Genomic DNA, 22,722 nt, shown 5'->3' with positions numbered 1-22,722 from the left:
TTCAGACCTGGAAGACCGGAGAAGGATGGCACCAGCGATCCTTGTATTCGCGGTCGGCGCGACCGAACGAATAGCGCAGGGGTTTGCCCAGCGCTCGCGCATCCTCCCAGGCGGCCTGGGTGTTCAGGTAACTGAGCACGCTGCCAGGGCTGAACTCGCGGGTCTGCGGATCGACGCCGCCGTTGATGTACTCGACGCTGAGCCAGCCCGGCGCTTCGGCGCGATACAGTACCTGGACCGCGATGGGCTGGTCGTTGAGCAGCAGGACCGAGCCGCGCAGCAATTCGCGCAGCCGCTCGAAGACCTCGGCCATGCGCTCCGCGCCGGTGGCCGGGAAACCCCAGCGACGCTGGAACAGTTCAAGATAGATGGCGGCGAACTCGGCCGGGGCGAAGCTGTCTGCCTGGCGCACCTGGCCACCAGCCTCCTCCACCAGGCGCACTTCGCGCCGCTGGTTATAGCGGAACTTCTTGGAGAAATCCTCGGGGGCGCGAGCGAAAGCCAGTTGCTCGGTCTGAGGGCGCAGCGTGACGATGTTCCGCTCATGCAGCGCCGACAGGTAGCGTCCCGCATGGCGGAGGGCGATGCGGGCATCGTCGGCCACCGGCAGGATCAGTTCGGCGTTGCCCAGGTCGTACAGGCCCTTCTTGCCGCGCCGCTTGAGCACGTCCTTGGACAACGCCAGGTGGCGGCCCCAGGTCGGGATCGCCGCAACCAGTTCGCCAGCGCTCTCCCAACCCAGGTAACGCACCGGGATTCCAGCCATTTCGGCGAGCTGCTCGACCACCAGCGGGTGGGTCGCGACGCTGCCGCCGAAACGCTGCCAGGCCTGGGCGTAGGTCGGCGCGTCCACTTCGCGCCAACCGCGTTCGCGGAAGGCGCGCAACCTGTTCAGCATGCAGACTCCGAAGCGAAGCCGGCAATCGTCGGCAGGCGCCAGAATTCGCGGCGCACCGCAGCGTCGGAGAAGCGTGTCTCCAGGCGCTCGAGCATGAGCCGCGCACAGGCCTCGCGCTGGCGGCGGTCAAGCGCCGCCAGGTGGGTCAGGCCCTCGGCCAGGGCCGTCTCGTCGCCCAGCGGGAAGAGGATGCCGACCCCTTCCACCACTTCGCGGGCGCCGCCACAGGCGGTGGCGATCAGCGGTACACCGGCGACCATGGCCTCCAGCAGGACCATGCCGAACGGCTCGTGGTCGGAACTCAGGGCGAAGGCGTCGAACGCCTTGAAGTAGCGCCGTGCCTCTTCGACCTGGCCGAGGAACAGCACGCGCTCGCCGATACCCAGTTCGCAGGCCAGGTCCTTGAGCTGCTCTTCCAGGCGGCCGCTGCCGAGGATCGCCAGCAGGCTGTTCTGCGGCAGGCGCGGCAGCGCGGCGGCAAAGCCGCGCAGCAGGGTAGCCTGGTCCTTGTCCGGATGCAGGCGGCCGACGTTGCCGACCACCCAGGTCTCGTCGGGCAGGCGCAGTTGCCGGCGCGCACTCAGGCGCTCGACCTGCTCGGCCTGCAGCGCAGCGACGTCGATGCGGTTGTAGAGCGTCTCGATCCGCTCCGCCGGCCACTTCGGCAGGCAACGGCGGATATCGTCGCGCACCGCGTCGGACACCGCCAGCAGGCTCAGGCGCTTGCTCATCAGGCCGGCGAAGACCTTGCGCGACAACCGCTGGTAATCGCCGAAGGCGTGGTGCACGCCAACGATCGGCAGACGAGTGGCCAGGCTGGCGATCCAGATCGGCTTGAAGCGGTGCGCGATGCAGAAGCGGAAGTCGCGCGAACGGGCGATCTCGCGCAAGTCGCGGATCGCCTTCAGCTTGAGGCCACGGATGTCCCTGGAGCCGTACTCGAGGAACAGTACCTCGTCGGAGGCGCAACGCGCCGCCACCTCAGGATCGGAACGCCCGGTGAGGAACACCGTAGTGACCTTGTACGGGGTTCCGGCGAACAGGCTGGCGTACTGACGGGCACAGTCGAGGAAAGGCCCGTCGTAGCCGTGACAGAACTGCAGGACGCGAGGTTCAGCCGACCGAGTCATACCAGTCCACGCCCTCCTTCACGACCAGGATGTCCTCCATGATCAGGTACTGCAGATCGGAGCCGAAGAACATGTTCAGGGCGTCGGTCGGCGAGCAGATCATCGGTTCGCCACGGCGATTGAGCGAAGTGTTCAGGGCCACGCCGTTGCCGGTGAGGTTCTCCAGTTCCTTCATCAGGTCGTAGTAGCGCGGGTTGTACTCGCGCTTCAGCACCTGGGCGCGGGAGGTGCCGTCTTCGTGCACCACTTCCGGCACTCGCTCCTTCCACTCTTCGTTGACTTCGAAGGTGAAGGTCATGAACGGGGCCGGGTGGTCGATCTTGAACATCTGCGGGCCGACGGTATCCAGCATCGACGGGCAGAAGGGCCGCCAACGCTCGCGGAACTTGATCTGCGCATTGATCCGGTCGGCCACGCCCGGCACGCTCGGGCAGCCGAGAATGGAGCGGCCACCGAGGGCACGCGGACCGAACTCCATGCGTCCCTGGAACCAGGCCACCGGGTTGCCGTCGGCAAGGATCCTGCCGATACGCCGGCTGCGGTTGTCGATCTTCTGCCACTGCGGCCTGGCCTCGTGACGGGCGCAGGCGGCGATGACGTCCTCGTTGGAATACTCCGGGCCGAGGTAGACGTGCTCCATCTTCTCCACCGGCACGCCGCGCTGGTGCGACACGTAGGCCGCCGCGCCGACCGCGGTGCCGGCGTCGCTGGCCGCCGGCTGGACGAACAGCTCCTTCACTTCGGGGCGCGAGATGATCTTCTGGTTGAGCTTGACGTTCAGCGCGCAGCCGCCGGCGAAAGCGACCTTGCCGGTCTCGCGGATGATATCGCCGAGGTAGTAGTCCATCATCTCCAGCGCGAGCTTCTCGAACAGCGCCTGGATGCTCGCGGCGTAATGGATGTAGGGATCGTCGGCGATGTCGCCTTCGCGCTTGGGCCCCAGCCACTCGATCAGCTTGGGCGAGAAGTAGTAGCCCTTGCCTTTCTCCTTGTAGCGGCGGAAGCCGATGACGTTGGCATAATCGGTGTTGATCACCAGTTCGCCGTTCTCGAACTTGGCGAGACGGGAGAAATCGTACTTGCTGGCGTCACCGTAGGGCGCCATGCCCATGACCTTGAACTCGCCGTCGAGCATGTCGAAGCCGAGGTACTCGGTGATCGCGCCGTACAGGCCGCCCAGCGAATCCGGATCGTAGAACTCCTTGATCTTGTGGATCCGACCGTTCTCGCCCCAGCCGAAGAAAGTGGTGGCGTACTCGCCCTTGCCGTCGATGCCGAGGATCGCGGTCTTTTCCTTGAACCCCGAGCAATGGTAGGCACTGGAGGCGTGGGCAAGGTGGTGCTCGACCGGCTGGATCTTGATTTTCTTCAGGTCGAAGCCGAGTTGCTGCAGGCACCACTCGATGCGCTTGTAGTAACGCTTGTAGCGGCGGTTGCCGAGCAGGATCGCATCCAGCGCGCGATCCGGCGCGTAGGCGTAGCGCTTGGCGTAGTGCCAGCGGGCCTTTTCCATGATGCTGATGGGAGCGAAGGGAATCGCCACCACGTCGACATCGGCCGGCTCGATCCCTGCCTGCTCCAGGCAGAACTTCGCCGATTCGTAGGGCATGCGGTTCTTCGCGTGCTTGTCGCGCACGAAGCGCTCTTCCTCGACGGCCGCGACCAGCTTGCCGTCGATGTACAGGGCGGCGGACGGGTCATGGCTTACGGCGCCAGACAGGCCTAGGACGGTCAATGCCACGGTAGAACCTCTTCAAAGCAGCTCGCGGTTGCGGAGTGGGACCGACAACCGCGGCTTTCGTTTAACTCGTCGACCGCCGCAGGCGGTGGTCGTCGCTTGTCGTTCAAGCCCCGGCGGCGTCGCCGAGGCGGGGAATCCGTTGCTCCAGCAGCCGGTAGAGGCCGCTGTCCTGCGGCCAGTTGCGCAGGAAGCGCGCGCGGTCGCGGGCGTAGGCGCGGGCAAAGGACGCCTGGCTGTGATGCTTGCGCATCGCGTCCAGGTCGATCAGCGCCCATTCGCCGCCTTGTTCATGGGCCTGCCAGAACAGGTTGTGTCCCTTCAGGTCGCCGTGGCTGATGCGTTCGCGGATCAACGTCGAAAACAGCCGATCCAGTGCCGCCAACTCGGCTTCCGGTGGCGAAACGGCGCCATCGGGCATGACCAGGCAAGGCTTAAAACGAGCGATTATATCCTGACCGCCGAGATAATCGGTAATCAGGTAGGCGCGCCCGCGCAGCCAGCACCAGCGCCGCTCCAGCATCGCCAGCGGACGGGCGGTGGCGATGCCGAGGAATTCCAGGCGGTTGCCTTCGCGCCAGGAGGCCCAGGCCCGGCTCGGCCGCCAGAAGCGCTTCAGCCAATGGACCCAGCCCTTGATGTTGTAGCGCTTGATGATCAGCGTGCGGCCGTTCGCTTCGACCCGGGCGACGGTGGCCGCGCCGCCGTCCTTGTAGACGTGGCCGGCGGCGATCAGGCGGTCCGCGTCCGCCAGCAGGGGCGCCATCGTCTCGGCCTCGCTGCGGCGGGCGGCGAACAGGCGGAACGGACCGCGCACGACGCTGAACAGGCTACAGTCGCGACCGACCTTTCTCAGCAGGTCGCGCACCCGCCAGCGGCGAACCTTGGCGATTTCCTTCTGCAAGGCTTCCAGCGGCAGCGCATGCTCGCCGTTGGCCAGCAGGTAATGCACCAGCAACTCCTCCAGGAAAGGATCGAGGAGCGCCGGCAACTGGGCGAAGAACACCCCGAGGTTTTCCAGCACTTTCTGTCGCGACAGCGGCTGGCCGGGAGTTTCCGCACGCACGCCGCCACCGTCGATGAGATACAGGCGGCCGGCGTGGCGCAACAGGTTGTCCAGGTGCAGGTCGTCCTGCCAGAGGCCCTTTGCATGCAGCTCGCCAATGGCTGCCAGGGCTTCGCCGAGCACCGCTTGCTGGGCATCGCCCAGCGGCGCCTGGGCCTCCACCGCACGCCAGGCGTCACCGAGGCTCTGCGCCGCGTCGAGGTAGTCGAACAGCAACCAGCCGCCCTCGCCCTGCTGCAGCCCGTCGGCCAGCAGCGCCGGGGTGGTCAGCCCCTGGGCCGCGAGCAGACGCGCCCCTTCCAGTTCGCGCTGGAAATGCCGTGCGGCCTTGCCGCCCACCAGCAGCTTGGCCAGCACCTTGCGCCCACGCCATTCGCCGGCACCGACGTAGCGCTGCCCGGGCAGCACCCGCAGCAGACTGTCCAGGCGCAGTTCGGCAGCGCCGGCGCCATCCGCCAGGGTCACCCGCAATGGCAGTTGCGGCTGGCGCCCGGCGGCTTGCAGTTCGGCCAGTCTCATCGGCGCGACTCCTTGCGCCGACGGCGCTGGTCGAGAAGGCGATACCACTGCTCGACCTCGGCCGAGTCGAGGGGTTCGTCGACATAGGCGGAGATGAATTCGTGCACATCCGCTTCGCTCCAGTCCGGGGCACGGCGCAGCATCGGCTCCAGGTCCTTGACCTGGTCGCGGCGGCCGAACCAGATCGGGCGGGTCTTCTCCAGGTCGATCAGGCAGGCCTCGAAGACACCATCGGCCCCCTCGCGGAGGAATACATGCTTGGGATAGAAGCAACCATGCATCTGTCCGGCCGCGTGCAGCTGGCGCGCCAGCCTGCCAACCGCCCGGAGAATCGCCCGGCGCCGCTCTTCGGCCAGGTCGTGCCAGGACGCCAGCCAGGTGTCCAGGTCCTGCCAATCGTCCAGGGCGCGGGTCAGGAGGATCGCCTGGCGCTCTCCGCCGACCGCCTGCTGGGCGAAGAACGCCGCCTGCAGGGCGGGAATGCCCAGCGCCCGGTAGCGCTCGATGTTGCGGAACTCGCGGGCGAAGGTCGGCTCGCCCAGCGGATGGCGCAGGCTGCGGGTCAGGTGGTTGCTCTGGCGCTTCAGGTAGTAGGCGGAGTCGCCCAGGTCGAGGCGGTAGACGCTGCTCCAGCCACCCCGCTCGGTATTCGGTTCGTCCACGGCGTCCAGCTGCAAGGCCCACAGGGCGTCGAAGCTGTCCAGACGGTTGCGCTGGAGCAGGTCGTGGTCCTGCGCGGCGATGAAAACGCTCATTCGCGCCCCTCGAAGAAAGCCACCACCTGGCGAATACGCTTCTTGTCGGATTCGTTCAGGTGCCGGCGACGGCGATATTGCAGGTAGAAGCGCAGGCGCTGGGTGCGCGACAGGTGGTACTTGGCCACCTTGTCCAGGCAGGCCAGGTCCTTGGTGATCCGATAGCGCAGCATGAAGCTCCACCAGAACGCGCCGTTCGGGCAGTCGATGAAATACACCAGCGGCTGGTCGTCCACCAGCAGGTTGCGCCACTTCAGGTCGTTATGGGTGAAATGCTGGTCGTGCATCAGGCGCGTAGCCTTGGCGATCTGCCGGCTGACGCCGTCCACCCAGCGCGGGTCCTTCAGGCGCGGATCCCGGTTGCAGGCGAGCACCGACAAGTCCTCGGTGCCCGGCAGCTCGCGGGTGATCATGGCGCCGCGCTGGAAGGCGCCGGCCTTGCGCTCCAGCCCCCAGGCGACCACTTCGGCGGTGGGAATGCCCCACTTCTCGAAGCGCTTGAGGTTCTGCCACTCGGCCTTGATCCGCGGTCGCGCCAGGTAGCGGCGCAGGCCCTTGCCGGCGCTGCGGTAGCGCTTGACGTAGTAACGCACGCCGTCGCGCTCGATGCGGATGACTTCGGACAACGGGTCGCGGGTCAGGCGCTCGCCCTCCAGGGCGAACACGCTATCGAGGCTACCGAAGTCGGCGGCCAGGTGACGGTAATCGGGTTCGAGGGTCCACCCCGCCATCAGAGCAGGTCTCCGTAACGCTGCTTGCGTTCGTAGAGTTTTTCCGCCTTGCGTTCCATCCAGGCCAGCAGGCCGGCCTCGTCGCGCAGTATCTCGCGCAACGGCCGGCGGAAATAGGTGCGCAGGAAGCGTAGCTTGTCGCGACGCGTCAGTCCGATGTCCAGCGCAGAGAAATACAATGCCGCCAGATCCTTGTTACGCCAGCGTTTCGGCGTGGCGTCGCGGGTCTGGGCACGGTGCAGATCGATCACCGAGAGGCGGAAATCGTCCGCGCTCACCGGCTTGTCGGTGTGCAACAGGAAATGACAGATGTAGCAGTCGCGATGGTTGACTCCGGCACGGTGCATGTCGCCGACCATCCGCGCCACCGCCTCGACCAGCGCGCGCTTGAGCCGCGGCGGTGGAGGACGTTCGCGCCAGTCCTGGGAGAACACCTCGAGGTCCACGGTCGGCGCCAGTTCCTCGGTGACGATGAAGGAATGCTGCCGCGCCGGATCGCTGCCGCGCTCGCCGTAGGCGACCGCGGTCATGGTCGCTACGCCGGCCTCGTGCAGGCGCCGGATGGCCTGCCACTCCTGGCGCGCGCCGAGCACCGGGAGCTTGGCGGTGAGCAGGTTCTTGGCGATCTCGCCCCAGCCGATGCCACGGTGGATCTTGACGAAGTAGCCACGCCCGTCGACCTCGGTGCGCAGGGTGCGGCGCCCTTCCAGTTCGCGGTAGACCTTGCCTTGCAGCGCCTCCACCGCCTCGAACGGGTCGCGCCCGTTCCACAGGCGCTTGAACGGCTCTTCCAGCACCAGCCTCATGAGGCCTCCCCGAGGATCAGGTCGGCGGCGCGCTGCGGCATGCTGTAGAGGTCGGCGTGATCGGCGTAGGCCAGGCCATTGCGCGACCAGGCGGCGCGCGCCGGAGCGTCCTCCAGCATTTCCGCGAGCAGGCGGTTGAGACTGTCCTGCTCGAAGGGACTCGGCAGCACCCGCCCGGCGTCGGCCTCGGCGATGTAGTGGGCATAGCCGCAGACATCGGTCACCAACACCGGCAGGCCGGAGACCAGCGCCTCCAGCAGCACCGTACCGGTGTTCTCGTTGTAGGCCGGGTGGATCAGCAGGTCGGCGCCGAGCAGGAAGCGCGGGATATCGCTGCGCCCCTTGAGGATCTGTACCTGGTCGTTGAGACCGAGGGCGGCGATCTGTAGCAGGAACGGCTTGGGATCGTCCTGGCCGATGGCGATCAGCCGGGTACGCCTGCGCAACGCCTTGGGCAGCGCGGACAGCGCCTTCAGGCTGCGATCCAGGCCCTTGGTCTTGAAGCCGGAACCGATCTGCACCAGCAGCAGGTCGTCCTCCTCCAGGCCGAACTCGCGGCGGAATTCCGCACGCACGTCCGCGGCGTTGGCCGGCGCCCGGCGATCCTGGCTGATCCCCGGCGGCAGCAGATGGAAACGCTCGGCCTGGGTGCCGTAGTGCTTGACGAAGAGCGGCTGCTGCACCTCGGAGATCATCAGGATCTCGGTCTTCGAGGCCGGGTCGAACACTGCCCGTTCGTAGCCGGCGAAGTGGCGGTAGCGGCCCCACTGGCGGTACAGCGGGTTGCGCAAGGTCTGGGCCTTTTCCTCGAAACAGGCGTCGGCGGCGTAGTAGACATCCAGTCCGGGCATCTTGTTGAAGCCGATCACCCGCTGCACCGGGCGCCTGTCCAGGTCGGCGCGGACCCACGCGGTGAACTTCTCGTTGCGCCGGTGGTTGAAGATCGAGCGCACCGGGGCCACCAGCACTTCGAAGCCGTCCGGCACGTCGCCCTCCCAGATCAGGGTATAGACGCGGATGTCGTGCCCGCGCCGCTGGCATTCCAGGGCGATGCGCATGAAGTCACGCTGCAGGCCGCCGAAGGGGAAGTATTTGTAGAGGATGAACGCCAGGGTCATCGGAGGGTCTCCGGGGCCAGCAGCATGGCCTCCAGCTGGGTGGCCACGCGCTGGGGATTCAGCCGGGTGAAGCACAGCGGCTGCTCACGCTTGAGATCGAACAGTTTGCGATCCTCTTCGGTCGGCTGGTAGGTACAAGTCTTCTTCAGGCACGGCGCACAGGGGAAGTCGCTGCCCAGGTGGACCTGGGAACGCCCGTAGGCGCCGGTGAAGCCAGGATTGGTCGGGCCGAACAGCGACAGCGTCGGCACGTCCAGCGCCGCCGCCAGGTGACCGAGGCCGGTATCCACCGCCACGCAGGCGCGCGCGCCGGCAAGCACCTTGGCCATGCCGGCCAGGGATAATCTGGGGAGTACCGCGGCATTTTCCAACCCCGCCGCCAGGCGCCCGGCCCGCTCCCGCTCGGCGGCGCTGCCCCAGGGCAGGCGCACCGACCAGCCGCGCTCGCACATGCGCTCGGCCAGTTCGCGCCAGTAGGCTTCCGGCCAATGCTTGGTGACCCAGGTAGTACCGTGCAGGAACACCAGGTACGGCGCGCCAGGGTCGGCGTCGGCCAACTGCTCGCGGTCCAGGCCATAGTCACCGACCGACTCGGGCAACGGGTAGTCCAGCGCCTGGGCGAACAACTGGCGCGTGCGCTCCACCGCATGCTGTCCCCAGGCGACCGGATAGGCACGGCGATAGAAGCGGCTGGCGAGCGGCTCGCGCGCCGAGTCGCGATCGAGACCGGCGACCGGCGTCTTGCCCACGTAGCGGGTCAGCCAGGCACTCTTCAGCAGCCCCTGGGCGTCGATCACCAGGTCATAGTCGACTTCCTTCAGGCGCTGCTTGAAGCGCCGCCATTCGCCGTTGCGCAGGGTCTGCCAGAGGTTCTTGCGCCAGCGCCGGATCGCCACCGGGATCACCCGCGCCACCGCCGGATGCCAGGCGGGAATCTCGGCGAAACCTTCCTCCACCACCCAGTCGAACTGGATGCCGGGAATCGCCCGGGCGGCGTCGGTAAGCGCCGGCAGGGTGTGGATCACGTCGCCGAGGGACGAGGTCTTGACCAGCAGCACCCTCATCCGGCGACCTCGGCAGGGTCGCCGACCAGCCGCTCCAGGGCTTGCAATACCAGGCCAGGCGGCAGCTCGCGGAGGCAATTGTAGTGGCCGAAGCGACAGGTGCGCTCGAAGCACGGGCTGCACTCGAGACCGAGGCGGACGATCTCCACCCGGTCCGCCAGCGGCGGGGTGAACTGCGGCGAGGTGGAGCCATAGACGCCCACCAGCGGGCGATCCAGCGCGGCCGCCACGTGCATCAGGCCGGAATCGTTGGACACCACCGCGCCAGCGCAGGACATCAGGTCGATGGCCTCGGCCAGCGAAGTCTCCCCGGCAAGATTGAAGGACTCCTCGCGCAACCCCGGAATCAGGCGCTGGCGAATCTCCTCTCCACCGGGATGGTCGTTCTTCGAGCCGAACAGCCAGACCTGCCAGCCGGCACGGATCTTCGCCTCGGCGACCGCGGCGTAGTGTTCCGCCGGCCAGCGCTTGGCCTCGCCGAACTCGGCGCCGGGACAGAGCGCCAGCACCGGGCGGTCCAGGCTCAGGGCGAACTTGTCGAGCGCCGCCTGGCGGCTGCCGTCGTCGATCCGCAGGCGCGGCTGCGGATAGGGCTTCGGCAACTCCACGCCCGGCTCGAAGGCCAGGGCCATGAAGCGTTCGATCATCAGCGGATAGCGCTGCTTGTCGAGCTTGCGGATGTCATTGAGCAGCCCGTAGCGCATCTCGCCGCGCCAGCCGGTACGCTTCGGTATTCCGGCGAACCAGGGCACCAGCGCCGACTTCAGCGAGTTGGGCAGCAGGATCGCCTGCTCGTACTGACCGCGCAGGCCGCGTCCGATCCGGCGCCGTGTGGCGACGTCCATCACCCCGTGGCCGAGCGGGAAGCTCAGGGCCTGGCGCACCTCGGGCATGCGCTCGAGGATCGGTCGGCTCCACTCGGGCGCCAGCACGTCGATCACGCACTCGGGATGCCGCTGGCGCAGACACTGGAACAGGGTCTGCGCCATCACCATGTCCCCCACCCAGGAGGGACCTACGATCAGAATTCTCATTCAGGCTCCGGAAATGATCAGGGAGGCTTTCGCCTCCCTGTCACACCCTTCTTCGGTGCTTACTTGACCAGGGTACGCCACTCGGCGTGGGCCTCGGTCTTGCCGCTGACCAGGTCGAAATAGGCTTTCTGCAGCTTTTCGGTGACCGGGCCACGGCGGCCGGCGCCGATCTTGCGACCGTCCACTTCGCGGATCGGCGTGACTTCCGCGGCAGTGCCAGTGAAGAAGGCCTCGTCGGCGATGTACACCTCGTCGCGGGTGATGCGCTTCTCGACCAGTTTAAAACCGTGTTCGGCGGCCAGGGTCAGGATAGTGTTACGAGTGATGCCGTTCAGGCAGGCGGTGACTTCCGGGGTGTAGATCACGCCATCCTTGATGATGAAGATGTTCTCGCCGGAGCCTTCGGCCACGTAGCCTTCCGGATCGAGCATCATGGCCTCGTCGGCGCCGCCGGAGATCGCTTCCTGGAGGGCCAGCATCGAGTTGATGTAGGCGCCGTTGGACTTGGCGCGGGTCATCGAGATGTTGACGTGGTGGCGGGTGAAGGAACTGGTGCGCACCTTGATGCCTTGCTGCAGGGCTTCCTCGCCCATGTAGGCGCCCCAGCTCCAGGCGGCGATGATCACATGGACCTTCAGGCCGCTGGCGCGCAGGCCCATGCCTTCGCTTCCGTAGAACACCATCGGGCGGATATAGGCGCTTTCCAGGTTGTTCTCGCGCACGGCGGCGCGGGTCGCCTCGTTGATCTCGTCGCGGCTGTACGGGATCTGCATGTTCATGATGTGCGCGGAGTCGAACAGCCGGTCGGTATGCGCCTGCAGGCGGAAGATCGCCGTGCCCTGCGGGGTGTCGTAGGCGCGCACGCCCTCGAACACGCCCATTCCATAGTGCAGGGTATGGGTCAGCACGTGCGTGGTCGCGTCGCGCCACTGCACCAGTTCACCGTCATACCAGATCACGCCATCACGATCGGCCATCGACATAGTTGCCAGCTCCTTCAGATATTCGTTACGTACTTGCGTTACGTGCCTGAGTGGATCAGCCGAGCCGCAGCTCGCGCCAGATCCTGATCACTTCTCGCCGCTCCGTCTGGAAGTGCTCGCCGCTCACGACCCCGGCCTCCTTCTGTAGTGCCAGGCGGTGTGCGGCTGCGCGATAGGCCTTGTAGGCCTCCTGCAGGAGACGGACGTCCTCGCTGGCGATCAGGCCAGCCCGTTCCAGTCCTTCCAGAATGCGGATGTTATCGGTGAATTCGAGCAGCGCCGGGTGTTCTCCGGACCAAGCTAGAACCGCATATTGCACCATAAATTCGATATCGACGATACCACCGGCATCGTGCTTGAGATCGAAGGCTGCCGTGGCCTCGAAGGCATTCGAGGCGGTACCGGCGGCGGTCGCGCGGGTTCCCAGGTTGTCGCGCATCTTGGCGCGCATTTCGCTGACTTCGGTGCGCAACGCGTCGAGATCGCGCGGCCTCGCCAGCACCTCGGCACGTACCGCCTCGAAGCTCGCCTGCACCCGCCGGCAACCGGCCAGCACCCGGGCGCGGACCAACGCCTGGTGCTCCCAGGTCCAGGCCTCCTGCTCCTGGTAGCGCTGGAAGGCGCCCAGCGAACTCACCAGCAGGCCGGCCGCGCCGCTCGGACGCAGGCGCATGTCGACCTCGTAGAGGGTGCCGGATGGCGTCTGCGCGGTGAGGAAATGGATGATCTTCTGCCCCAGGCGGGTAAAGAACTGCGCGCCATCGATGGATTTGCCGCCATCGGTCTCGCACTGGGGGTCGCCGTCATGGATGAACACCAGGTCGAGGTCCGAGCCATGGCCGAACTCCAGCCCGCCGACCTTGCCGTAGCCGACGATGACGAAGTCCGGATCGCACGGCGTGCCGTCGGCGCGCAACGGCCGGCCGTGACGCTGCACCAACTGCCGCCAGGCCAGTTCGAGGACCTCGACGAGGATCGCCTCGGCCAGCCAGGTCAGGTAGTCGCTGACCTTCATCAACGGCAGCGTGCCGGCGATCTCCGAGGCCGCCACCCGCAGCCCGTGGGCCAGCTTGAAGTGACGAAGGGTCTCCATCTGCTGCTCGAGGTCGTCCTCGGGAATCCGCATCAGCCGTTCGCGCAGCTCGGCGGCCAGCTCGGCGGCCTGTGGAGGACGGAACAGGCGCCCCTCGTTGAGCAGCTCGTCGAGCAGAATCGGGAACCGCGCGATCTGCTCGGCAACCATCGGGCTGGCCGCGCAGAGGGTCAGCAGGCGCTCCAGCGCGCCGGGGTTCTCGGTCAGCAACACCAGGTAGGCGGAACGCCGCGCCACCGCTTCCACCAGCGGCAGGACCCGCTCCAGCACCAGGTCCGGCTGGGGGTTTTCCACGGTCATCGCCAGCAGGCGCGGAACGAAGGCATCCAGGCGCTCCCGGCCGAGACGCTGCATCGCTCGTACCTGGGGGCCGTGGCGCAGATCGCTGAGACGCTTCCAGGCCGCCTCGGCATCGACGAAGCCGGCGTCGGCCAGTTGCCGGCTGGCCGACTCCTCGTCCAGCGCCTCCTCCCACAGCGGGATCCACTCGGCGCCGACGCTGCCGCAGGCCGCCTCGCCGCTTTCGTCCTCGTCCGGGTCGGCGATCACCTGGCGGAAGTGCCAGTCGATGCGCGCCCGCCAGTGGCTCAGGCGCTCGTGGAATGCGGCCCAACTGGCGAAGCCCATGATGAAGGCCACGCGGATGCGGTCGTATTCGTCGCTGGGCAGCATTTGCGTCTGCCGGTCGGCCAGCGCCTGGATGGCATGCTCGGCGTAGCGCAGGAACTCGTAGCCGCCGCGCAGCTCCTCGACCACCGCCGGCGGCAGGTAGCCCTGCCCCTCCAGGGTCGCCAGCACCTTCAGCAGCGGCCGTTGCTGCAAGCTCAGGTCGCGCCCGCCATGGATCAACTGGAAGGCCTGGGCGATGAACTCCACCTCGCGGATACCGCCTTCGCCCAGCTTGATGTTTTCCGACATCCCCTTGCGCCGGACCTCCTGCTGGATCAGCTGCTTCATGGTGCGCAGCGCCTCGATGGCGGAAAAGTCCAGGTAGCGCCGATAGACGAACGGCCGCAGCATGCCGAGCAGTTGCTCGCCTGCCTGCTGGTCGCCGCCGACCACCCGCGCCTTGATCATCGCGTAGCGCTCCCAGTCGCGCCCCTGGTCCTGGTAGTACTGCTCCAGCGCGGCGAAGCTGTAGACCAGCGGTCCGCTGGAGCCGTAGGGACGCAGGCGCATGTCGACGCGGAAGACGAAGCCGTCGACGGTGATCGCATCCAGCGCCTTGATCAGCTTCTGCCCCAAGCGGGTGAAGAACTCCTGGTTGTCCAGCGAACGCTTCGCCCCCTCGGTCTCGCCGCCCTCCGGGTAACCGAAGATCAGGTCGATGTCCGACGACAGGTTGAGTTCCACCGCGCCCAGCTTGCCCATGCCGAGGACCACCATCCGCTGCGGTTCGCCGGAGCGCCGGCCGATCGGCGTGCCGAACTGCTCGCACTGGCGCCGATGGAGCCACTCGCAAGCCAGGTCGATGCAGGCGTCGGCCAGGGCCGACAGGTCGCGACAGGTTTCCGCCAGCGCGGCGCGGCGGGTCAGGTCGCGCCAGATGATGCGCAGTTGCTGGCGTGTGCGGAAACGTCGCAGGCGCCGACCGAGTTCGTCCTCGTCGGCGCAATCCTCCAGCCGCGCCTGCAACTGACTGCGCAGTTCGCCGGGCGCGTGGGGGTTCTCCAGCTCGCCGCGTTCGGCCAGTTCCAGCAGCATCGCCGAGTCGCGCACTGCCTGCTCGGCGACGAAATCGCTGGCCGCGGCGACCCGTCGGAAATCCTCCAGGCGCTCCTCGGGCCAGGCCTCCAGGCGGGCCAGGGCGGCGGCATCGAGGGCGGCGACAGCGGAGCGGAGGGCAGTCCCGGCGCGTTCGGCGGCGGGCAGCAGGGTGGCCGGCAGATTCGCCAGCGAAGGCAGGCTCATGGTCTATCCTGTTTGGGCTTCCGACCGAAGACCACAGGCTCGACGCACAACGTCGAAAAGGCTCTACATCGGGCCTTATAGCCTGACAGCGACAATCGAAATGTAGTTTTACTACTAAAAATTGTATCCAGAGGGCTGTTTCTCAGACTGATCTGTAGTAAAACTACAAGTCGCCGGGTACACCCCCGGAGAACATCCAAGAATTAGCTGCGGTCGCCCACGAGGCCGGCCGCTCACCTATGGCATCCGATTCTGGAAGCCTTTCCGCCCTGGAGCAAGCCATGCAAGACCTCGATCCCGTCGAAACCCAGGAATGGCTGGACGCCCTGGAGTCCGTACTCGACCGCGAAGGTGAAGACCGCGCTCATTACCTGATGACCCGCATGGGCGAGCTGGCCAGCCGTAGCGGCACCCAACTGCCCTACGCGATCACCACGCCCTATCGCAACACCATTCCGGTAACCCACGAAGCACGCATGCCCGGCGACCTGTTCATGGAACGCCGGATCCGCTCCCTGGTGCGCTGGAACGCCCTGGCGATGGTGATGCGGGCGAACAAGCACGACCCGGACCTGGGCGGCCACATCTCCACCTTCGCCTCCTCGGCGACCCTCTACGACATCGGCTTCAACTATTTCTTCCAGGCTCCCACCGACGAACACGGCGGCGACCTGGTGTTCTTCCAGGGCCACGCGTCCCCCGGCGTCTACGCCCGGGCCTTCCTCGAAGGCCGCATCAGCGAGGAACAACTGGAGAACTTCCGCCAGGAAGTGGACGGCAACGGCCTGTCCTCCTATCCGCACCCCTGGCTGATGCCAGACTTCTGGCAGTTCCCCACCGTATCCATGGGCCTTGGCCCGATCCAGGCGATCTACCAGGCACGCTTCATGAAGTACCTGGAAAGCCGCGGCTTCATCCCCGCCGGCAAGCAGAAGGTCTGGTGCTTCATGGGCGACGGCGAGTGCGACGAGCCGGAATCCCTCGGCGCGATCTCCCTGGCCGGCCGCGAGAAACTCGACAACCTGATCTTCGTCATCAACTGCAACCTGCAGCGCCTCGACGGCCCGGTCCGCGGCAACGCCAAGATCATCCAGGAACTGGAAGGCGTGTTCCGCGGCGCCGAGTGGAACGTCAACAAGGTCATCTGGGGTCGCTTCTGGGACCCGCTGTTCGCCAAGGACACCGCCGGCCTGCTGCAGCAGCGCATGGACGAGGTCATCGACGGCGAATACCAGAACTACAAGGCGAAAGACGGCGCCTACGTGCGCGAGCACTTCTTCGGCGCGCGTCCGGAACTGCTGGAAATGGTCAAGGACCTTTCCGACGAGGAAATCTGGAAGCTCAACCGCGGCGGCCACGACCCCTACAAGGTCTATGCGGCCTACCACCAGGCGGTCAACCACAAGGGCCAGCCGACCGTCATCCTGGCCAAGACCATCAAGGGCTACGGCACCGGCAGCGGCGAAGCGAAGAACATCGCGCACAACGTGAAGAAGGTCGACGTCGACAGCCTGCGCGCGTTCCGCGACAAGTTCGACATCCCGGTCAAGGACGCCGACCTGGAGAAGCTGCCGTTCTACAAGCCTGAAGAAGGCAGCGCCGAGGCCAAGTACCTGGCCGAGCGCCGCGCCGCGCTGGGCGGCTTCATGCCGGTGCGCCGGCAGAAGAGCATGAGCGTGCCGGTTCCGCCGCTGGAAACCCTGAAGGCCATGCTCGACGGCTCCGGCGATCGCGAGATCTCCACCACCATGGCCTTCGTGCGGATCATCTCGCAGCTGGTCAAGGACAAGGAACTCGGCCCGCGCATCGTCCCGATCGTCCCGGACGAGGCCCGTACCTTCGGCATGGAAGGCATGTTCCGCCAGCTCGGCATCTACTCCTCGGTCGGCCAGCTCTACGAGCCGGTGGACAAGGACCAGGTGATGTTCTACCGCGAGGACAAGAAGGGCCAGATCCTCGAGGAAGGCATCAACGAGGCCGGCGCCATGTCCAGCTGGATTGCCGCCGGTACCTCCTACAGCACCCACAACCAGCCGATGCTGCCGTTCTACATCTTCTATTCGATGTTCGGCTTCCAGCGCATCGGCGACCTGGCCTGGGCCGCCGGCGACAGCCGCGCGCACGGCTTCCTGATCGGCGGCACCGCCGGTCGCACCACGCTGAACGGCGAAGGCCTGCAGCACGAGGACGGCCACAGCCACCTGCTGGCCTCGACCATCCCGAACTGCCGCACCTACGATCCGACCTACGCCTACGAACTGGCGGTGATCATCCGCGAAGGCTCGCGGCAGATGATCGAAGAGCAGCAGGACATCTTCTACTACATCACCGTGATGAACGAGAACTACGTCCAGCCGGCCATGCCGAAGGGCGCAGAGGAAGGCATCATCAAGGGCATGTACCTCCTCGAGGAGGACAAGAAGGAAGCCGCTCACCACGTGCAACTGCTGGGCTCCGGCACCATCCTGCGCGAAGTCGAGGAAGCGGCCAAGCTGCTGCGCAACGACTTCGGCATCGGCGCCGACGTCTGGAGCGTGCCGAGCTTCAACGAGCTGCGTCGCGACGGCCTTGCCGTCGAGCGCTGGAACCGCCTGCATCCGGGCCAGAAGCCGAAGCAGAGCTACGTCGAGGAGTGCCTGGGCGGCCGTCGCGGCCCGGTGATCGCCTCCACCGACTACATGAAGCTCTACGCCGAGCAGATCCGCCAGTGGGTTCCCTCCAAGGAGTACAAGGTGCTCGGCACCGACGGCTTCGGCCGCAGCGACAGCCGCAAGAAGCTGCGCAACTTCTTCGAAGTGGATCGTCACTGGGTGGTGCTGGCCGCGCTCGAAGCGCTGGCCGATCGCGGCGATATCGAGCCGAAAGTGGTGGCCGAGGCCATCGCCAAGTACGGTATCGATCCGGAGAAGCGCAACCCGCTGGATTGCTAATTCGCTCCATACTCCCCTCGGCAGCGAGGGGTTTCGAGCACGCCGGCGCCGCCAACGGGCGGCGCCGGCTCACAACGAACCAAGGACCAAAAGTCTTTGTTTTGCGCGCCGCACAGCGGTGGTGGCACGTAAAAGGAGAGGAATGTGAGCGAACTCATTCGCGTACCCGACATCGGCAACGGTGAGGGTGAAGTCATCGAGCTGCTGGTCAAGCCCGGCGACAAGGTCGAGGCCGATCAGAGCCTGCTGACCCTGGAATCCGACAAGGCCAGCATGGAAATCCCCAGTCCCAAGGCCGGGGTAGTGAAAAGCATCAAGGCGAAGGTCGGCGACACCTTGAAAGAAGGTGACGAAATCCTCGAGCTGGAAGTGGAAGGCGGCGAACAGCCTGCCGAAGCCAAGGCCGAGGCAGCGCCCGCCCAACCGGAAGCGCCGAAAGCCGAAGCGCCTGCTCCCGCCCCGAGCGAGAGCAAGCCGGCCGCCCCCGCCGCGGCCAGCGTCCAGGACATCAAGGTCCCGGACATCGGCTCGGCCGGCAAGGCCAACGTCATCGAAGTGATGGTCAAGGCCGGCGACACGGTCGAGGCCGACCAGTCGCTGATCACCCTGGAATCCGACAAGGCCAGCATGGAGATTCCCTCGCCGGCCTCCGGGGTGGTGGAAAGCGTCTCGATCAAGGTCGGTGACGAAGTCGGCACCGGCGACCTGATCCTCAAGCTGAAGGTGGAAGGCGCCGCTCCGGCAGCCGAAGAGCAACCGGCAGCCGCTCCGGCCCAGGCCGCGGCGCCCGCCGCCGAGCAGAAGCCCGCCGCGGCGGCCCCTGCGCCAGCCAAGGCCGATACCCCGGCTCCGGTCGGCGCACCCAGCCGCGACGGCGCCAAGGTCCATGCCGGCCCGGCGGTGCGCATGCTGGCGCGCGAGTTCGGCGTCGAGCTGAGCGAAGTGAAAGCCAGCGGTCCCAAGGGTCGCATCCTCAAGGAAGACGTCCAGGTCTTCGTCAAGGAGCAACTGCAGCGCGCCAAGTCCGGCGGTGCCGGCGCCACCGGCGGAGCCGGCATCCCGCCGATCCCGGAAGTCGACTTCAGCAAGTTCGGCGAAGTGGAAGAAGTGGCGATGACCCGCCTGATGCAGGTCGGCGCCGCCAACCTGCATCGCAGCTGGCTGAACGTGCCGCACGTGACCCAGTTCGACCAGTCGGACATCACCGACATGGAAGCCTTCCGCGTTGCCCAGAAGGCCGCGGCGGAGAAGGCCGGGGTCAAGCTGACCGTACTGCCGATCCTGCTCAAGGCCTGCGCCCACCTGCTCAAGGAACTGCCGGACTTCAACAGTTCGCTGGCCCCCAGCGGCAAGGCGCTGATCCGCAAGAAGTACGTACACATCGGCTTCGCCGTGGACACTCCGGACGGCCTGCTGGTCCCGGTGATCCGCGATGTCGACCGGAAGAGCCTCCTGCAACTGGCCGCCGAGGCCGCCGAGCTGGCCGACAAGGCCCGCAACAAGAAGCTCTCGGCCGATGCCATGCAGGGCGCCTGCTTCACCATCTCCAGTCTCGGCCACATCGGCGGCACCGGCTTCACGCCGATCGTCAACGCGCCGGAAGTGGCGATCCTCGGTGTGTCCAAGGCGACCATGCAGCCGGTATGGGACGGCAAGGCCTTCCAGCCGCGCCTGATGCTGCCGCTGTCGCTGTCCTACGACCATCGCGTGATCAACGGTGCCGCCGCGGCGCGCTTCACCAAGCGCCTGGGCGAGCTGCTGGCGGACATCCGCACCCTGCTCCTGTAATACCTGCGCCGCTCCCCACGGAGCGGCCAGCCCCTCTCGCGAGCATGCCACGCTCGTCTCTCGGCCCCACCGGATGGTGGGGCTTTTTTTGCCCGCCTGACGGCTCGGCGAAACTGCGTCCCGTCGTACCGCCAGCGAATGCCACAGGACCCGCAGGCGCGAGTTCGGCGCGCACGATGACAGGCGCTCGACGCCAACCCTCCCGGCGAAGCCAACCCTACGAAAAACAGGGCTTTTCCAGCGGCACCGCAGACCTCCGACCGTCCAGCGGTTTTTTCCCGGATACGCTTAACTTGGGCCCTGCCGGGCCGATACAGAGTTACTTGTCAGACCAATCGGCATAATGCACCCTTTGCCTGCACCCCATCGAAACGGGTCGAGGCCTCCCCCTCGCTCAGTACCTGGAATCAGCCTCGCATGAAAAGTCATCCCGATGCCGCCAGCCGTTCGGCGGCCGAGGTTGTCACGCAGCTACCCGTGCCGTCGCGGCTCGGGCTGCTGCGTTTCGAGCGGCTGAACGAGCCGAGCTGGGCACTGCTGTTCCTCGATCCTGCCTGCGAGCGCCAGCTCGGGCTGCCGGCGACTACCCTCTGCGCACTGCTCGATGCGCCTTACGCCAGCCTGATGGAACCCGAGGCCCGCCACCGCCTGCACGAGCAGATCCAGCAGCAACTGGTGAAGCGCCCGCACTACCAGGTGAGCTACAAGCTGCACACACCCAACGGCGTGCTGACCATGCTGGAGTTCGGCGAAGCCTTCCAGCAGCATGGCCGCCAGTTGCTGCACGGCTACCTGATGGTCGAGGAGCGAGCGGAGAGCGCCGAGCGCAGCGAACAGTTGCTCGACCTGGAATCGCAGAACCTGCGCCTGAAGGCGTCCCTGGACCTCTACCAGCGCTCCCAGGACGACCACCTGCAACACCTGCTGCGCTCGCGCACCCAGCAGAACCTGATCGTCCGCCTGGCCCGCCATCGCTACCTGTCCAGCGACCCGCTGCTGGAGGCTGCGCAACTGATCACCCAGGCCGCCTGCGAAGCCTACGGCACCGCGCGAGCCGGCATCTGGCGGCTGCTCGACGACCAGCGCCTGGAAGCGGTGACCGTCTACCGCCGCGACCTCGACCAGTACGAGAAGCCCCAGAGCATCGACGCCAGCCGCTACCCCGCCTACCTCGAGGCGGTACACAGCGGGCGCGCCATCGACGCCCACAACGCCCAGCGCGACCCACGCACCCAGGAACTCTACAAGGACTACCTGAAGCCGCTGGGCGTCAACGCCCTGCTCGACGCCACCATCCGCATCGGCGGCGAGGTGGTCGGCGTGCTGTGCCTGGAACACGCCGGCGAGAACCGCATGTGGCAGAGCGACGAGATCGCCTTCGCCGGGGAACTCGCCGACCAGTACGCGCAGGTCCTGATGAACCACGAGCGACGCAATGTCTCCAGCGCCCTGCACCTGTTCCAGCGCGCGGTGGAACAGAGCGCCAGCGCCTTCCTGCTGATCGACCGCGACGGCGTGGTGGAATACGTCAATCCGAGCTTCACCTCGATCACCCAGTACAGCGCCGACGAAGTGCGTAACCGACGCCTGTCCGAGCTACCGGCGCTGGAGAACCTCAGCGAGCTGCTGTTCGACGCGCGTTCCGCGCTGACTCAGCAGAACAGCTGGCAGGGCGAGTTCCGCAGCCGCCGCAAGAACCACGAGCCTTACTGGGGCCAGTTGTCGCTGTCGAAGGTCTACGACGATCTCGGCGAGCTGACCCACTACATCGGCATCTACGAAGACATCACGCAGAACAAGCTGGCCCAGCAGCACATCGAGAAACTCGCCTACCGCGACAACCTCACCGGCCTGGCCAACCGGCACTATTTCATCGGCGCCCTCGAGGAACGCCTGGAAAGCAGCGGCGACCGCCCGCTCAGCCTGCTGCTGGTGGACATCGACAACTTCAAGCGGATCAATGACAGCCTCGGCCACCAGACCGGCGACAAGCTGCTGGTCAGCCTGGCCCGGCGCTTGCGCAGTTGCCTCGGCGACGGCGCCACCCTGGCGCGCTTCGCCAGCAACGAGTTCGCCGTGCTGCTCGACGACACCGCGGTGGAAAAGGGCGAAAGCATTGCCGCGCAGGTCCTGCACATGCTCGACAAGCCGCTGTTCGTCGACAACCAGTTGATCAACATCACCGGCTCCATCGGCCTGGCCAGCGCCCCGCAGCACGGCTGCGACCCGCAGACCCTGATGAAGTACGCCGGCCTGGCGCTGCACAAGGCCAAGGCCAACGGCAAGCACCAGGTCCAGGTGTTCACCGAGGCGCTGACCGCCGAGGCCAGCTACAAGCTGTTCGTCGAGAGCAACCTGCGCCGCGCCCTGGCGCAGAACGAACTGGCGGTGCACTACCAGCCCAAGCTGTGCCTGCGCAGCGGCCAGTTGCTCGGCCTGGAAGCCCTGCTGCGCTGGCAGCATCCGGAAAAAGGCATGATCCGCCCGGACCGCTTCATCAGCGTGGCCGAGGAAACCGGGCTGATCGTGCCGATCGGCAAGTGGGTGATCCGCGAAGCCTGTCGCCAGGCCCGCGAGCTGGCCGAGGCCGGGCTGGGCGAGCTGCAGATCGCCATCAACCTGTCGCCCAAGCAGTTCACCGACCCGGACCTGGTCGGCTCGATCGCGGCGATCCTCCACGAAGAGAACATCCCGGCCAGCCAGCTGGAACTGGAGCTCACCGAAAGCCTGCTGCTGGACGCCACCGACGATACCCGCCAGCAACTCGAACGCCTGAAGAGCCTCGGCCTGACCCTGGCGATGGACGACTTCGGCACCGGCTACTCGTCACTGAGCTACCTGAAGAAATTCCCCATCGACGTGATCAAGATCGACCGCAGCTTCATCAAGGACATCCCGGACAGCCAGGACGACATGGAAATCACCTCGGCGGTGATCGCCATGGCCCACAACCTCAAGCTCAAGGTAGTCGCCGAAGGCGTGGAGAGCGCCGAGCAACTGGCCTTCCTCCGGCGCAACCGCTGCGACATCGGCCAGGGCTACCTGTTCGACCGGCCGATCCCCAGCGACCTGCTCAATACCAGTCTGCTGCGCTATCCCTGCCGCACCCTGCACTGATCGCCCAGGCCTCCCCCGCCGGCGCGGAAAGGCTGTACTCT

At 66.5% G+C, this 22,722-nt stretch carries 15 protein-coding genes; 3 read left to right on the top strand and 12 right to left on the bottom strand.

What is annotated here, in order from left to right; genetic code table 11:
• Position 1 precedes the first annotated feature (1 nt).
• The 12 genes from HMPREF1224_RS30300 to glnE all read right to left on the bottom strand — a co-directional run bounded on the left by HMPREF1224_RS30300 (position 2) and on the right by glnE (position 14,846).
• A complete protein-coding gene (locus tag HMPREF1224_RS30300) occupies positions 2-898 on the bottom strand; it encodes an antimicrobial resistance protein Mig-14 (protein WP_003146348.1) in 897 nt (298 codons plus the stop codon).
• A complete protein-coding gene (locus tag HMPREF1224_RS30295) occupies positions 892-2,028 on the bottom strand; it encodes a glycosyltransferase (RefSeq protein ID WP_010793695.1) in 1,137 nt (378 codons plus the stop codon). Before HMPREF1224_RS30295 ends, HMPREF1224_RS30300 begins: the two co-directional genes overlap by 7 nt.
• Positions 2,012-3,769: a carbamoyltransferase family protein gene (locus HMPREF1224_RS30290; protein WP_003095766.1), complete on the bottom strand. Its 1,758-nt coding sequence runs from the start codon at positions 3,767-3,769 to the stop codon at positions 2,012-2,014. Before HMPREF1224_RS30290 ends, HMPREF1224_RS30295 begins: the two co-directional genes overlap by 17 nt.
• A 103-nt stretch (positions 3,770-3,872) precedes the next feature.
• Complete coding sequence (locus HMPREF1224_RS30285; RefSeq protein ID WP_010793694.1) at positions 3,873-5,351, bottom strand: lipopolysaccharide kinase InaA family protein; 1,479 nt, start codon at positions 5,349-5,351, stop codon at positions 3,873-3,875.
• Positions 5,348-6,106 (bottom strand): lipopolysaccharide kinase InaA family protein, encoded by a 759-nt coding sequence (locus HMPREF1224_RS30280; protein WP_010793693.1) that lies wholly within the window; start codon positions 6,104-6,106, stop codon positions 5,348-5,350. Before HMPREF1224_RS30280 ends, HMPREF1224_RS30285 begins: the two co-directional genes overlap by 4 nt.
• A complete protein-coding gene (locus HMPREF1224_RS30275; protein WP_003095773.1) occupies positions 6,103-6,837 on the bottom strand; it encodes a lipopolysaccharide kinase InaA family protein in 735 nt (244 codons plus the stop codon). Before HMPREF1224_RS30275 ends, HMPREF1224_RS30280 begins: the two co-directional genes overlap by 4 nt.
• Positions 6,837-7,643: a lipopolysaccharide core heptose(I) kinase RfaP gene (gene rfaP, locus HMPREF1224_RS30270; RefSeq protein ID WP_003114553.1), complete on the bottom strand. Its 807-nt coding sequence runs from the start codon at positions 7,641-7,643 to the stop codon at positions 6,837-6,839. Before rfaP ends, HMPREF1224_RS30275 begins: the two co-directional genes overlap by 1 nt.
• On the bottom strand, positions 7,640-8,761 hold the full coding sequence (locus tag HMPREF1224_RS30265) for a glycosyltransferase family 4 protein (protein WP_003114554.1): 1,122 nt from the start codon (positions 8,759-8,761) through the stop codon (positions 7,640-7,642). Before HMPREF1224_RS30265 ends, rfaP begins: the two co-directional genes overlap by 4 nt.
• On the bottom strand, positions 8,758-9,825 hold the full coding sequence (gene waaC / locus HMPREF1224_RS30260) for a lipopolysaccharide heptosyltransferase I (RefSeq protein ID WP_003095779.1): 1,068 nt from the start codon (positions 9,823-9,825) through the stop codon (positions 8,758-8,760). Before waaC ends, HMPREF1224_RS30265 begins: the two co-directional genes overlap by 4 nt.
• Entirely contained in the window at positions 9,822-10,859 is a 1,038-nt protein-coding gene (waaF, locus tag HMPREF1224_RS30255) for a lipopolysaccharide heptosyltransferase II (protein WP_003109905.1), read from the bottom strand. Before waaF ends, waaC begins: the two co-directional genes overlap by 4 nt.
• 59 nt (positions 10,860-10,918) lie before the next feature.
• Positions 10,919-11,842: a branched-chain-amino-acid transaminase gene (ilvE, locus tag HMPREF1224_RS30250; RefSeq protein WP_003095783.1), complete on the bottom strand. Its 924-nt coding sequence runs from the start codon at positions 11,840-11,842 to the stop codon at positions 10,919-10,921.
• Between the two features lie 55 nt (positions 11,843-11,897).
• The gene (glnE, locus tag HMPREF1224_RS30245; protein WP_003114555.1) at positions 11,898-14,846 is read right to left on the bottom strand and encodes a bifunctional [glutamate--ammonia ligase]-adenylyl-L-tyrosine phosphorylase/[glutamate--ammonia-ligase] adenylyltransferase; all 2,949 of its coding nucleotides are present in this window, start codon (positions 14,844-14,846) and stop codon (positions 11,898-11,900) included.
• 281 nt (positions 14,847-15,127) lie between these two features.
• Here glnE and aceE point away from each other — a divergent pair, with 281 nt between their 5' ends.
• From aceE to dipA, 3 genes are all read left to right on the top strand, one after another.
• Positions 15,128-17,776 carry a pyruvate dehydrogenase (acetyl-transferring), homodimeric type gene (gene aceE / locus HMPREF1224_RS30240; RefSeq protein ID WP_003114556.1) on the top strand — a complete coding sequence of 883 codons (2,649 nt, stop codon included), beginning with the start codon at positions 15,128-15,130 and terminating at the stop codon, positions 17,774-17,776.
• A gap of 144 nt (positions 17,777-17,920) precedes the next feature.
• Positions 17,921-19,564 (top strand): dihydrolipoyllysine-residue acetyltransferase, encoded by a 1,644-nt coding sequence (aceF, locus tag HMPREF1224_RS30235; RefSeq protein ID WP_003125595.1) that lies wholly within the window; start codon positions 17,921-17,923, stop codon positions 19,562-19,564.
• Positions 19,565-19,981: 417 nt separating this feature from the next.
• Positions 19,982-22,681: a phosphodiesterase DipA gene (gene dipA, locus HMPREF1224_RS30230; RefSeq protein ID WP_003106476.1), complete on the top strand. Its 2,700-nt coding sequence runs from the start codon at positions 19,982-19,984 to the stop codon at positions 22,679-22,681.
• The last annotated feature ends 41 nt before the right edge of the window (positions 22,682-22,722 follow it).

It is taken from the genome of Pseudomonas sp. P179, from assembly GCF_000478485.2.
In the GTDB taxonomy this organism is placed as follows: Bacteria; Pseudomonadota; Gammaproteobacteria; order Pseudomonadales; family Pseudomonadaceae; genus Pseudomonas; species Pseudomonas aeruginosa.
This window is presented reverse-complemented; position numbering and strand designations above follow the sequence as displayed.

Bases quoted from the DNA above. Each gene is read 5' to 3' on its own strand.
- dipA (WP_003106476.1), top strand. From the start codon at position 19,982: ATGAAAAGTCATCCCGATGCCGCCAGCCGTTCGGCGGCCGAGGTTGTC.
- glnE (WP_003114555.1), bottom strand. From the start codon at position 14,846: ATGAGCCTGCCTTCGCTGGCGAATCTGCCGGCCACCCTGCTGCCCGCC.
- waaF (WP_003109905.1), bottom strand. From the start codon at position 10,859: ATGAGAATTCTGATCGTAGGTCCCTCCTGGGTGGGGGACATGGTGATG.
- HMPREF1224_RS30295 (WP_010793695.1), bottom strand. From the start codon at position 2,028: ATGACTCGGTCGGCTGAACCTCGCGTCCTGCAGTTCTGTCACGGCTAC.
- waaC (WP_003095779.1), bottom strand. From the start codon at position 9,825: ATGAGGGTGCTGCTGGTCAAGACCTCGTCCCTCGGCGACGTGATCCAC.
- HMPREF1224_RS30280 (WP_010793693.1), bottom strand. From the start codon at position 6,106: ATGAGCGTTTTCATCGCCGCGCAGGACCACGACCTGCTCCAGCGCAAC.
- aceE (WP_003114556.1), top strand. From the start codon at position 15,128: ATGCAAGACCTCGATCCCGTCGAAACCCAGGAATGGCTGGACGCCCTG.
- ilvE (WP_003095783.1), bottom strand. From the start codon at position 11,842: ATGTCGATGGCCGATCGTGATGGCGTGATCTGGTATGACGGTGAACTG.
- HMPREF1224_RS30285 (WP_010793694.1), bottom strand. From the start codon at position 5,351: ATGAGACTGGCCGAACTGCAAGCCGCCGGGCGCCAGCCGCAACTGCCA.
- HMPREF1224_RS30275 (WP_003095773.1), bottom strand. From the start codon at position 6,837: ATGGCGGGGTGGACCCTCGAACCCGATTACCGTCACCTGGCCGCCGAC.
- HMPREF1224_RS30265 (WP_003114554.1), bottom strand. From the start codon at position 8,761: ATGACCCTGGCGTTCATCCTCTACAAATACTTCCCCTTCGGCGGCCTG.
- HMPREF1224_RS30300 (WP_003146348.1), bottom strand. From the start codon at position 898: ATGCTGAACAGGTTGCGCGCCTTCCGCGAACGCGGTTGGCGCGAAGTG.
- rfaP (WP_003114553.1), bottom strand. From the start codon at position 7,643: ATGAGGCTGGTGCTGGAAGAGCCGTTCAAGCGCCTGTGGAACGGGCGC.